The sequence below is a fragment of the Nitrospira sp. genome (assembly GCA_024760525.1).
GTDB lineage: Bacteria > Nitrospirota > Nitrospiria > Nitrospirales > Nitrospiraceae > Nitrospira_D.
This window is the reverse complement of record CP060499.1, coordinates 691,933-704,826: the sequence shown is the minus strand read 5'-3', so window position 1 is coordinate 704,826 and position 12,894 is coordinate 691,933. Positions and strand designations below refer to the sequence as shown.

The 12,894-nt window shown below is 55.2% G+C and carries 12 protein-coding genes and 1 pseudogene; all 13 read right to left on the bottom strand.

All coding sequences use genetic code 11. The features are described 5' to 3' along the window. Window positions 1-9 precede the first annotated feature (9 nt). The gene (rpsC, locus tag H8K04_03355) at window positions 10-678 is read right to left on the bottom strand and encodes a 30S ribosomal protein S3 (protein ID UVT16609.1); all 669 of its coding nucleotides are present in this window, start codon (window positions 676-678) and stop codon (window positions 10-12) included. 31 nt (window positions 679-709) lie between these two features. Then, entirely contained in the window at window positions 710-1,066 is a 357-nt protein-coding gene (rplV, locus tag H8K04_03350; GenBank protein ID UVT16608.1) for a 50S ribosomal protein L22, read from the bottom strand. A gap of 88 nt (window positions 1,067-1,154) precedes the next feature. After that, window positions 1,155-1,442 carry a 30S ribosomal protein S19 gene (gene rpsS, locus H8K04_03345; GenBank protein UVT16607.1) on the bottom strand — a complete coding sequence of 96 codons (288 nt, stop codon included), beginning with the start codon at window positions 1,440-1,442 and terminating at the stop codon, window positions 1,155-1,157. Beyond that, window positions 1,435-2,277, bottom strand: a complete 843-nt coding sequence (gene rplB / locus H8K04_03340; protein UVT16606.1) for a 50S ribosomal protein L2 — start codon at window positions 2,275-2,277, stop codon at window positions 1,435-1,437. The genes rpsS and rplB overlap by 8 nt, the downstream gene beginning before the upstream one ends. 53 nt (window positions 2,278-2,330) lie before the next feature. Beyond that, entirely contained in the window at window positions 2,331-2,618 is a 288-nt protein-coding gene (locus H8K04_03335; protein ID UVT17846.1) for a 50S ribosomal protein L23, read from the bottom strand. 2 nt (window positions 2,619-2,620) lie between these two features. After that, window positions 2,621-3,244, bottom strand: coding sequence for a 50S ribosomal protein L4 (gene rplD, locus H8K04_03330; GenBank protein ID UVT16605.1), 624 nt, complete (start codon window positions 3,242-3,244; stop codon window positions 2,621-2,623). 1 nt (window position 3,245) lies between these two features. Next, window positions 3,246-3,866 (bottom strand): 50S ribosomal protein L3, encoded by a 621-nt coding sequence (gene rplC, locus H8K04_03325; GenBank protein UVT16604.1) that lies wholly within the window; start codon window positions 3,864-3,866, stop codon window positions 3,246-3,248. A 68-nt stretch (window positions 3,867-3,934) separates the two neighbouring features. After that, window positions 3,935-4,246: a 30S ribosomal protein S10 gene (gene rpsJ, locus H8K04_03320; protein ID UVT16603.1), complete on the bottom strand. Its 312-nt coding sequence runs from the start codon at window positions 4,244-4,246 to the stop codon at window positions 3,935-3,937. A gap of 38 nt (window positions 4,247-4,284) precedes the next feature. Then, a complete protein-coding gene (gene tuf, locus H8K04_03315; protein UVT16602.1) occupies window positions 4,285-5,490 on the bottom strand; it encodes an elongation factor Tu in 1,206 nt (401 codons plus the stop codon). A 29-nt stretch (window positions 5,491-5,519) separates the two neighbouring features. Further along, window positions 5,520-7,589, bottom strand: coding sequence for an elongation factor G (gene fusA, locus H8K04_03310; protein UVT16601.1), 2,070 nt, complete (start codon window positions 7,587-7,589; stop codon window positions 5,520-5,522). A gap of 116 nt (window positions 7,590-7,705) precedes the next feature. Further along, on the bottom strand, window positions 7,706-8,176 hold the full coding sequence (gene rpsG / locus H8K04_03305) for a 30S ribosomal protein S7 (GenBank protein ID UVT16600.1): 471 nt from the start codon (window positions 8,174-8,176) through the stop codon (window positions 7,706-7,708). A gap of 44 nt (window positions 8,177-8,220) precedes the next feature. Beyond that, window positions 8,221-8,592, bottom strand: a complete 372-nt coding sequence (locus H8K04_03300; protein ID UVT16599.1) for a 30S ribosomal protein S12 — start codon at window positions 8,590-8,592, stop codon at window positions 8,221-8,223. A gap of 206 nt (window positions 8,593-8,798) precedes the next feature. Then, a pseudogene (gene rpoC / locus H8K04_03295) lies at window positions 8,799-12,890 on the bottom strand (DNA-directed RNA polymerase subunit beta'). Window positions 12,891-12,894 lie beyond the last annotated feature (4 nt).

Below are 12,894 nucleotides of genomic sequence, written 5' to 3'. Positions count from 1 at the left end.
TCGATCTCCTCACCCAAACCGTCGCTCTAAGGACTCTGCTTTCATAGGCTGAACCGGAAGCAGTTCTCCTTTGTAAATCCAGGTCTTCACCCCGATCTGCCCCATGGTCGTGTGCGCTTCAGCAAAACCATAATCTATTTCTGCACGGAGAGTATGCAACGGCACACGCCCTTCTCGATACCACTCCGTCCGCGCAATTTCCGCACCGCCCAACCGCCCCGCCACCATGATCTTGATGCCCTGAGCACCAAGTCTCAGAGCAGATTGGACACTACGCTTCATAGCACGACGAAACGCAACCCGCTTCTCAAGCTGCGTGGCGACATTTTCACTGACAAGCTGGGCATCAAGCTCGGGCTTTTTGATTTCCTTGACCGTAATGTAAACCTGCCCCCCGTACTGTTTTTCCAGATCGGCCTTCAACTTATCAACTTCGGCTCCCTTACGGCCAATGATAATACCGGGACGAGCCGTATGGATAATCACTCTGGTCTGATCTCCAGACCGTTCAATTTCAACCTTTGCCACCCCGGCATGATACAGCCGAGCCTTGACCATTTTGCGAATCTTGACGTCCTGATGGAGCAGCTTGGCATAATCTTTCCCTGCATACCAACGAGAGCTCCACGTGTAGTTGTAGCCCAGGCGATAACCGATTGGATGTGTTTTTTGACCCATGCGTTGTTTGCCTCAATAAAAGAAGATCGACCTACTTCTTGTTACCTCGAATTTCCGGCGCCGTCACCACGACGGTAATATGACTGGTGCGTTTCTGAATCGCATTGGCTCGCCCCATCGACCGAGCACGCACACGCTTGTACGTTGGGCCGCAATCAACAAAGGCTTTGGAGATCACCATGGATTCACTGTCGCCCATTTCCTTCAGTTCGGCGTTTGCCACAGCGGAACGGACGAGTTTTTCCACCACTCGCGCCGCATGTCGGGGGGTGTGCTTGAGGATGGCTAACGCCATCGGCACCTGCCTCCCGCGAATCATATCGATCACCGGCTTGGCTTTACGCGGCGCCACACGAACAAACCTGAGAACTGCATGTGCTTCAGTCATCTTCACAACCCTATTACCGGCCAACTCTCCGTGATCAATGAACTACGCTTTGCACCAGATTCGACGACGACCCACGACGGTCAGTGCTTCACTTCAAGGCGACAGCTTTTTCTGTTTTGGCTTGTCCATGCCCCTTGAAAAACCGAGTCGGAGCGAACTCACCAAGTTTATGACCAACCATATTCTCAGTCACAAACACTGGAATGAATTTCTTCCCGTTATGAACTGCGAAGGTATGGCCGATCATGTCGGGGACAACCGTCGATCGCCGAGACCATGTCTTGATCAACTTGCGATCCTTCGTCTGATTCATCTGCTCGACTTTCTTGAGAAGATGGCCGTCGACAAAAGCCCCCTTGCTTACCGATCTAGGCATTGCGCACCCCTGACTTACGTCGAGCAATAATGAACTTGTCTGTCTTCTTATTCTGCCTGGTCTTATAGCCTTTCGTCGGAAGGCCCCATGGAGAGACGGGGTGCGGGTTTCCTTGCCCTGATTTTCCTTCGCCACCTCCGTGAGGATGGTCGACAGGATTCATCACCACCCCTCGCACGTGCGGCCGCTTCCCCTTCCACCGACTTCGCCCCGCCTTCCCAACGCTGACGTTTTCATGATCGACGTTGCCAACTTGCCCAACCGTCGCCATACAGACGCCCAAGATGCGCCGCATCTCTCCGGACTTCAGTCGTACCTGCACATAGTCACCATCACGCCCCATGACTTGCGCAGACCCACCCGCACTTCGGATCAACTGTCCCCCTTTGCCGACCCTTAGCTCAAGATTATGAATGGTCGTGCCGAGCGGCATATTGACCAACGGGAGCGCATTGCCCGGTCGAATCTCCGCCTGAGGTCCCGATTGGACTTCATCATTCACGCTCAGTCCGACCGGGGCCAAAATATACCGCCTCTCTCCATCTCGATATTTCAAGAGGGCGATTCGTGCAGATCGATTCGGATCGTATTCAATGGCTTCAACCTTTGCCGGAACCCCGATTTTGTCACGATGAAAATCAATCGTCCGATACAGACGCTTATGTCCACCCCCGCGAAAACGGATAGTCATCCGGCCATCGTTGTTGCGCCCACCACTCCGCAGATGAAAAGAAGTCAACGACTTTTCCGGCTTCTTATTGGTCAGTTCCTCGGTCACCACAGCCGTCATACCTCGACGACCCGGAGATGTTGGACGATATACTTTCAACCCCATGTGCTGCTCCTACCTTCCAGACCTCAACAAGTAGAGACGATGTCCTCGTCGACTTAAGCGCTTTCGTACATCTCCAGCTTTTCACCTTCTTTGAGCGTGACGAACGCCTTCTTCCAATCAGAACGCCTGCCTGAAAACCGACCGAGGCGCTTAACCTTCCCACGGACATTCATGAGGTTGACCTTGTCGACCTTAACCTTGAGGAGCGCCTCTACCGCTTGCTTGACCTGAACGCGATTCGCATCGGGATGAACCACGAAACCCACCGTATTGGACTTTTCGCGAAGCCCCGTAATTTTCTCCGTCAAGAGCGGCTGAATCAAGATTCTGTGCATGTCGATCTTCATGACCAGACCTCGCTCACCGGGCCAAGCTCCTGCTCAGAGATCAGGATCACTCGCGCACGAACAACGTCGTACACATTCAACTCATTCGCGCTCAGCACCTTCACGGCGGCCAAATTTCCAGCGGCCTGCACGATTTCCGGGTGTCCCTTCCCCACGATGACCAGCGCGTGATCACCCCCACTAAATTGCTTCAACGCTTGAGCCAGCACCTTGGTCCTGGGTTGTTGCAGAGAAAGATCCGACACGACAAATAACTTGTTCTCCACCACCTTGGCGGACAACGCGCTCTGAAGCGCAGCACGGTACTTTTTCTTCGGCATCGAATAGGCGTAACTTCTCGGCTTCGGTCCAAACACACTACCCCCATGACGCCAGACCGGAGAACGAAGCGATCCAGCCCGCGCCCGTCCGGTGTGCTTTTGCTTCCACGGCTTTTTCCCAGACCCGCTGACTTCACCTCGGCGCAAGGTGGACGCCGTCCCCCGGCGCTCACAGGCCCGTTGCATGACGACCGCTTCATGCACCAGCGCAACACGCTGTTCACAGCCGAATACTTGCGGTGACAGCTCGACTGTTCCAACCTTTTTTCTTTGCAGATCGACCAAATCGATAGTAGGCATACTAGCTCTTCTTCGACTTCCTCACGACCACGATCCCATTGGTGGCACCGGGAACCGCGCCGCGGACAAATAGGAGATTTTCATTAGATCGCGACTCAATGACTTTCAAGCGATGAACCGTGACCCGCTCCGACCCCATGTGACCCGGCAGTGTCTTCCCCTTCCACACGCGAGAGGGGAATGAACTTGCGCCGATAGAACCAGGAGCCCGATGAAACATGGATCCGTGCGACTCAGGGCCACCCGCATAGTGATGTCGCTTAACGACACCCTGAAACCCCTTACCTTTCGATACACCGATCACATCGACCCAATCGCCCTTCTTAAACATCTCGACCGTGACCAACTGACCGACCGTCGGGTCGCCGTCCTTTTTAAATTCACGCAGGATACGACTGGGCGAGGCCTGATTTTTCTTCAGATGGCCAAGCTCCGGCTTGGAGAGCTTGCGCTCTTTGACTTCGCCGAACGAAAGCTGAACTGCTTCGTACTGATCCCGCTCCTTCGTCTTGACGGTCACCACTCGACATGGACCCGCCTCGATCACCGTTACCGGCGTCAAACGACTCTCATCGAAAACCTGTGTCATCCCTAGCTTTTTCCCGATCAGTCCGTTCGTCATAATCATCCAATACTGAGCATGATGTCCTGAATGCAGAGCCCTACCACTCAGGGCCTAGCACTCGAGGTTCATAACTTGATCTCTACATCCACCCCCGCAGCGAGATTAAGCTTCATCAGCGAATCCATCGTCTCGGGCGTGGGTTCCATAATATCGAGCAATCGCTTGTGCGTGCGCATTTCAAACTGCTCGCGAGACTTCTTGTCGGCATGCGTCGATCGCTGAACCGTAATCTTCTCAATCCGAGTGGGAAGCGGGATCGGACCGACCACCTTGGCTCCACTGCGTCGAACGGTTTCGACAATTTCGCTGACCGATTGATCCAGCACACGGTAGTCAAATCCTCGCAACCTGATTCTGATCCGCTGATCAACTTTCACTTCATTACTCCTCAGCTACCAACCGGCAGCCGTCCGTTTTACGCCAGAATTTCCGTGACGACCCCGGAGCCGACGGTCTTGCCCCCCTCGCGTACGGCAAACCGTAACCCCTGATCCATCGCGATCGGGCTGATCAACTCCCCCGTCACACTCACGTTGTCCCCCGGCATCACCATCTCGACCCCCGGATTGAGCTGCACCACCCCGGTCACATCCGTCGTCCGGAAGTAGAACTGCGGCCGATACCCGTTGAAGAACGGGGTATGCCGCCCCCCTTCCTCCTTGGTCAACACATAGATCTCCGCCTTGAACTTCGTATGCGGCGTAATGCTCTTGGGCTTCGAGAGCACCATGCCCCGCTCCACGTCTTCTTTCTTGGTCCCCCGCAAAAGCACCCCGATGTTGTCCCCCGCCTGCCCTTCGTCGAGCACTTTGCGGAACATCTCGACGCCCGTCACGATGGTGCTCTGCGTCGGCCGCAACCCCACGATCTCGATTTCATCCCCGACCTTCACGATGCCCCGCTCACACCGCCCCGTCACGACGGTGCCCCGGCCGCTGATGGTGAACACGTCTTCGATCGGCATCAGGAACGGCTTATCGATGGGCCGCTGCGGCGTGGGAATATAGGTATCAACCGCCTCTAACAGCTTCATGATGGCCGGAATCCCCAACGGCCCCTGGTTGCCTTCCATGGCTTGCAGGGCGCTGCCTTGGACGATCGGGGTCTTGTCCCCTGGGAACCCATACTTGGAGAGCAGCTCCCGCACTTCCAACTCGACCAACTCCAACAGCTCTTTGTCGTCGACTTTGTCGGCCTTGTTCAAAAACACCACGATGTACGGCACCCCCACCTGCCGCGCCAATAAGATGTGCTCCCGGGTCTGCGGCATGGGGCCGTCTGCGGCGCTCACGACCAGGATCGCCCCGTCCATCTGGGCCGCTCCGGTGATCATGTTCTTCACGTAGTCGGCGTGGCCCGGACAGTCCACGTGCGCATAGTGCCGGGCATCGGTCTCGTACTCGACGTGGCTGATGGCGATGGTCATGATCTTGGTCGCGTCCCGCCGCCCTTGGCTCTCGCTCGCCTTGGCCACTTCGTCGTAACTGATGAATTTCGCCATCCCCCGATCCGCACACACTTTCGTCAACGCCGCCGTCAACGTCGTCTTCCCGTGGTCCACGTGCCCGATCGTCCCAATGTTCACGTGCGGCTTCTTCCGCTCGTATTTCGCCTTCGCCATACCCCACTCCTCCCCTGATTCACGACCCGCTATTTCTTGATGATGGCTTCCGCAATATTCTTCGGCACCTGATCGTACCGATCAAACTCCATACTGTAGGTTGCGCGGCCTTGCGTTCGAGATCGCAGGTCGGTCGCGTAACCGAACATCTCCATCAAAGGCACGGCAGCCTCGATAGCTTGGGCGCCGGCTCGAACCTTCATACCTTGCACCTTGCCCCTCCGCCCGTTGAGATTGCCGATGACATCGCCCATAAACTCCTGAGGAACCAAGACCTCCACCTTCATAATCGGCTCGAGCAAGACAGGATCCGCTTTTTTACAGGCATCCGCAAAGCCCATCGATCCGGCGATCTTGAACGCCATTTCATTTGAATCGACATCATGGTATGACCCGTCAATGACGGTCACTTTGACGTCTCGGAGAGGATAGCCCGCAACGACCCCTGTCTCCATCCGCTCCTTCACACCTTTTTCAATGGCAGGGATATATTCTTTAGGGATCGCTCCTCCCACAACCTTGTTGACGAACTCCAACCCCTTACCCGGATCCGACGGTTCGACCGTCAACACGACATGACCATATTGTCCACGGCCACCGGTCTGCTTAATGTATTTGGATTCAGCCTCAGCTTTCCGTCGAATCGTTTCCCTGAATGCCACCTCAGGTTTTCCGACATTTGCTTCAACTTTGAATTCACGCAACATTCGGTCGACGATAATCTCGAGATGCAACTCCCCCATCCCGGCAATGATCGTCTGTGCCGTTTCTTCATCCGTCCGTACGCGGAAGGAGGGGTCTTCCTGCGACAATTTCTGGAGCGCAAAACCCATCTTCTCTTGATCCTGCTTGGTCTTCGGCTCAATCGCCATTGCAATGACCGGCTCAGGAAATTTCATCACCTCAAGCAACACCGGCTGCTTTTCATCAGCCAACGTATCTCCAGTGGTGGCTCCTTTAAGCCCCACCGCTGCGACGATATCCCCCGCGTGGACCTCGTCGATATCTTCCCGCTTATTGGCATGCATCTTCAGGAGACGCCCGATCCGATCCTTAGTGCCCTTTGTGACATTCAGTACCGGCGTACCAGTCTTGAGCATCCCGGAATACACACGGAAATAGGTCAACTGACCCGCAAACGGATCAGACATGATCTTGAACGCCAAGGCTGCAAAGGGTTCACCGTCATCGGATTTCCGCTCTACTTCCTTGCCGGTGTTCGGCTCTATCCCCATAACAGGAGGAATATCGAGCGGCGATGGCAGATAGTCTACGACACCATCGAGGAGTTGCTGGACGCCTTTGTTTTTGAAGGCCGACCCACAGAGCACGGGGGTGATTTTCATCGAAATGGCCCCGGCTCGGATCGCACGCATGACTTCTTCTTCCGTCAACGAATGACCGTTCAGATACTTTTCCATCACTTGGTCATCGAATTCCGCGACTGCATCGATCATCTTCTCGCGGTACTCTTTGGCCTGAGCAAGGAGTTCTTGAGGAATCTCATCAACCTTGTACTTCGCACCCAAGGTCTCATCGTCGTAGAAGTACCCCTTCATCCGGACTAGATCGATGGATCCCCGAAACTCCGCCTCACGGCCGATCGGGATTTGGATCGGAACCGGTTTTGCCCCCAGACGGTCGATAATGGATTGGACACTGCCGTAAAAATCCGCTCCCACCCGATCCATCTTATTCATAAAGGCAATGCGGGGTACGTGATACTTATCCGCCTGACGCCACACCGTCTCTGACTGCGGCTCAACTCCCTGCACCGAATCGAATGCCGCTACGGCCCCGTCAAGCACCCGCAGTGAACGCTCTACTTCAATCGTAAAATCCACGTGTCCCGGAGTATCGATGATATTGATGCGATGGTCTCGCCAGAAACAGGTCGTAGCAGCAGCAGTAATGGTGATGCCCCGCTCTCGCTCCTGCTCCATCCAATCCATGGTCGCGGCGCCCTCGTGGACCTCGCCCATTTTATGCGTCATGCCCGTATAGTAGAGGATCCGCTCAGTGGTCGTAGTCTTCCCTGCATCAATATGAGCCATGATGCCGATATTTCTCGTGCGCTCTAATGATGTCTGACGAGCCACTTCAACTCCTCTAAAAACACTTGTGCTGCAGATCGAGCCGGATCACGTTGCTGCGATGGAGGAGCACCCAGGTCTGCGGATCGCAGCACGCGGCTCAACTGCAGCACAGAATGACGTTACCAGCGATAATGGGCGAACGCTTTATTCGCCTCTGCCATCCGATGCACGTCTTCCCGCTTCTTGACCGCAGCCCCGGTATTGTTCGACGCATCCATCAGTTCGGCTGCGAGCTTTTCGCGCATGCTCTTGCCACCGCGCGTACGGGCAAATTGTGACAACCAACGCAACGCCAACGATACCCGGCGTGCCGGCCTGATTTCGACCGGAACCTGATAGGAGGCACCTCCCACCCGGCGAGACTTGACCTCAACGATCGGCTTCACATTGTCCACAGCCGCCTTAAATACCTTAAGCGGGTCCCCGCCGGTCTTCTCTTGGATAACGTCGAAGGCTCCGTAGCATATTCGTTCAGTCGTACTTTTTTTCCCGCTGCTCATCAGCGTATTGATAAACTTCCCCACCAACTTATCTCGATATCGCACATCGGGGAGCACTTCACGTTGACCTAAAAATCTACTGCGTGGCATGTTGACCTATTTCAATCCGAGTTAGAACCACCTAAACAATTACCCTACTTTGGCCGTTTCGCCCCGTACTTTGAACGACTCTGCTTTCGATCGGCCACTCCCACGGCATCCAGGGCACCACGAACCAGGTGATACCGAACGCCTGGAAGGTCTTTGACACGCCCTCCACGCACAAGCACGATCGAGTGCTCCTGGAGATTGTGTCCAACACCTGGGATATAGGTTGTCACTTCCATGCCGTTTGTGAGACGCACACGAGCAACCTTCCGCAAGGCTGAATTCGGCTTCTTTGGCGTCGTCGTGTAGACGCGAAGACAAACGCCTCTCTTTTGTGGACAAGACTTCAGGGCCGGACTCTTCGTCTTCGCCTTCACAAACATCCGGCCTTTTCGAACTAGCTGATTGATCGTCGGCATCGCGTTTAGACCCTCTTGAGAAACACAAAACCACCAGCCGTCAAGAGCAAAGCCGCAGGATTATAATGAGGCAACTACATCCTGTCAAGTGGCCGGGATTTCCCGGCTCATTATGACCGAGTCGCCTCTCCCGTCACTGCTGGAACAGGCGCATCAGATGTCACAGCGGCCGACGCAGGTGCGGTGCTTACCGCTGCAGTTTCAGACTTTTCACTGATCACGAACGTATCGCGATACTCTTCAAATCCTGACCCAGCCGGAATTAATCGACCGACGATGACGTTTTCTTTCAGGCCCAACAGATTATCCTCACGCCCATTGATCGCCGCTTCCGTCAGGACTCGTGTGGTTTCCTGGAAAGACGCCGCCGAAATAAAGCTGTCGGTTGTCAATGCCGCCTTGGTGATCCCAAGCAAAACAGGCTTGCCCAAGGCCGGCTTCCCATCCTTGGTGAGCACTCGTTCGTTTTCTTTTTCGAACAGGCTCTTGCTAACCTGGCTGCCCGGCAAGAATTGCGTGTCACCCGGATCCTCAACCCGCACCTTGCGCAGCATTTGTCTCACGATAATCTCAATGTGTTTGTCGTTGATCGAAACACCTTGCAATCGATAGACATCCTGTACTTCGTCCACCAGGTATTTCTGCAATTCGTTGGGGCCGAGCACATCGAGGATGTCATGAGGATTCGCGGATCCATCCATCAATGGCTCTCCGGCCCGCACCCAATCACCTTCGTGGACATTGACGTGCTTGCCCTTCGGAATAAAGTATTCCTTCACATCACCCATCTTGTTGTCGACAAGAACTTTGCGCTGGCCTTTCACGAACCCGCCATACGAAACCTCTCCGTCGATCTCAGTGATGACCGCCTGTTCTTTCGGCTTCCTTGCCTCGAAGAGCTCGACGACACGCGGAAGACCGCCGGTGATGTCCTTCGTCTTGGTCGTTTCACGAGGAATCTTTGCCAGGACGTCCCCGGCATACACGGTGGCGCCCTTCTCGACGAAGATGTGCGCTCCGACCGGCAACAAGTACCTCGCCACGGCATTGGATCCGCCGGGCACTTTCGCCGTCTTGCCGTTGTCGTCTTTGATCGACACACGAGGGCGGAGAGTCTGGCCGGTATGTTCGATGATCACCTTGCGCGATAAGCCGGTCACTTCATCGAATTCGTCTTTCATCGTGACACCTTCGACGATATCGCCGTAGGCGACCCTTCCACCAACCTCGGTCAAAATCGTGAGAGAGTAGGGGTCCCACTCAACCAATTTCTGACCCACGACCACCGGATCTCCGTCTTTGATCTTGATCTTGGCCCCATACACGACGGGATATTTCTCACGCTCCCGCCCGCTGTCGTCGACGATCGCAATCTTCGTATTGCGATTCATGACGACCCATTCGCCCTCTTTGTTCCGCACTGCGATCCCAGAGTTGTGAATGTCCGCGTTCTTTTTGGCATCGAAGCTCATGAATTTAATTCGCCCGGCATGCTTCGCCTCAAGAACCGTCTGTTCGACGACCTTGCTGGCCGTGCCGCCGATGTGAAAGGTCCGCATGGTCAACTGCGTGCCGGGCTCGCCGATTGACTGTGCGGCGATGACACCGACCGGCTCACCTTTTTCCACGAGACGCCCACGGGCCAGGTCACGGCCATAGCAGGCACGACACACACCGCGCGGTGATTGACAGGTCAGCACGGACCGGATCTTGACACGGTCCACCCCGGCTTCAACGATCGACTTCGTCAATTCTTCATTAATCTCTTCATTCCAGGATACGATGATTTCTCCCGTGACAGGGTCGCGGATATCCTCTGCCGCCAAGCGACCAAGGACGCGTTCCTCCAACGGTTGGATAATCTCACCGCCTTCGACCAGAGCGCTGACGATAATGCCGTCGCGCGTGCCGCAATCGATTTCATTGATAATGACGTCTTGAGCGATATCGACCAATCGCCGCGTCAGATAACCCGAGTTCGCGGTCTTCAACGCCGTGTCGGCGAGACCTTTACGAGCGCCGTGAGTCGAGATGAAGTACTGCAACACCGTCAACCCTTCACGGAAGTTGGCGGTAATCGGAGTCTCGATGATTTCACCGGACGGCTTGGCCATCAAACCGCGCATACCGCCCAACTGCCGAATCTGTTGCGAGCTGCCTCGAGCGCCGGAATCCGCCATCATGAAAATGGGGTTGAACGATTCCACCTTGCCCGGATCGCCTCCGGCACCGAGCTCTTTCATCATCTCGTTGGCAACTTGTTCCGTCACATGCGCCCAAATGTCGATCACCTTGTTGTAGCGCTCTCCATTGGTGATCAAACCCTCTGAATACTGCTTTTCGATCTCATTCACCTCGCGCTGTGCCTTCCCGATAAAGTCTTCTTTCTTACTCGGGATGTGCATGTTGTCGATACAGATCGACAAGCCGGCCTTGGTCGCATAGGTAAAACCTATATCTTTGATCTTATCGAGAAACTCGACGGTGTCCCGATGACCGGTCTGACGATAGACGGCGTCGATCAGCTTCGTCATCTCCTTCTTGGTCATGAGCCTGTTCGCATTGGCGAACGGCAAGCCTTGAGGAAGGATTTCCGAAAGCAACACACGACCGACAGTCGTTTGCACCATCGCGCCCGCGAGTCGGACCTTGATCCGCGCATGCTCTTCCACTTCTCGCGCGTCGAAGGCGATCCGAACTTCTTCGGGAGACCCAAACACCTTCCCCTCGCCCCTTGCACCAAGCCGTTCTTTTGTCAGCCAATAACACCCGAGCACCATATCCTGAGACGGGACCGCGATCGGCTTGCCGTTGGCCGGCGACAGAATGTTGTTGATCGACATCATCAGGACCCGCGCTTCGACCTGCGCCTCGACAGACAACGGCACATGCACCGCCATCTGATCTCCGTCGAAGTCCGCGTTGAACGCCGCGCAGACGAGCGGATGCAATCGAATCGCCTTACCTTCGACCAGCACGGGATCGAACGCTTGAATGCCCAGTCGGTGGAGCGTCGGAGCACGATTCAGCAACACGGGATGCTCACGAATCACTTCGTCAAGAACATCCCAAACCTCCGGCCGCTCTTTTTCGACCAGTCGCTTGGCGCTCTTAATGGTAGTTGCCGCTCCCCGAGCTTCGAGCTTGTGGAAAATGAAGGGCTTGAACAACTCCAGCGCCATTTTCTTAGGCAAACCACATTGATGGAGACGCAGCTCAGGGCCGACGACGATGACGGTACGGCCGGAATAATCGACGCGCTTCCCCAGGAGGTTCTGACGGAACCGGCCCTGCTTGCCCTTCAACATATCGCTCAGCGATTTCAACGGACGCTTGTTGGGCCCACGAATCGCGCGTCCGCGCCGACCGTTGTCGAACAGGGCATCCACAGCTTCCTGCAGCATCCGCATCTCGTTCCTGATGATGACGCCCGGCGCCTTGAGCTCCATCAACCGCTTCAACCGATTATTCCGATTGATGACACGACGATAGAGATCGTTCAGGTCAGACGTGGCAAACCGTCCACCATCAAGGGGAACCAAGGGACGCAGCTCAGGAGGCAGCACCGGGATGACATCCATGATCATCCACTCCGGTTTGTTCCCGGACTTGCGAAACGCCTCCAAGACCTTGAGGCGCTTGGCGTACTTTTTCTTCATGGCGGCCGATGTCGACGCCTTCGCCTTTACTTGCAGGTCATCCCACAGCGCATTGATATCGATCTTTCTCAATAAGTCACGGATGGCTTCGGCTCCGATCCCGACCTTGAACCCGCTTGAACCGAATTCAGAGATGAGCGTGCGAAGCTTATCCTCCGGGACCAATTCCTTTTCCGACAGATCGGTAGAGCCCGGGTCCACACACACATAGCTTTCAAAGTAGAGAATCTTTTCCAACTGCTTGAGGCTCATGTCGAGCAGGGTTCCAATCCGGCTTGGCACGCCTTTCAGAAACCAAATATGCGCCACAGGCGCGGCCAATTCGATATGCCCCATGCGCTCTCGACGAACCTTCGATTGAATGACTTCGACGCCGCACTTATCGCAGACAATTCCGCGATGCTTCATGCGCTTGTACTTGCCGCAATTGCATTCCCAGTCCTTGGTGGGGCCGAAAATCTTGGCGCAGAACAGCCCATCTTTCTCCGGCTTGAACGACCGATAGTTGATCGTCTCCGGCTTCTTGACTTCACCGTACGACCAGGACCGGATCTTCTCGGGCGATGCAATGCGAATACGCATCGAATCGAACGACACCGAGTCCCGTTGTTTTTCGAACAATGTATATACGCCTTCCAAGGTA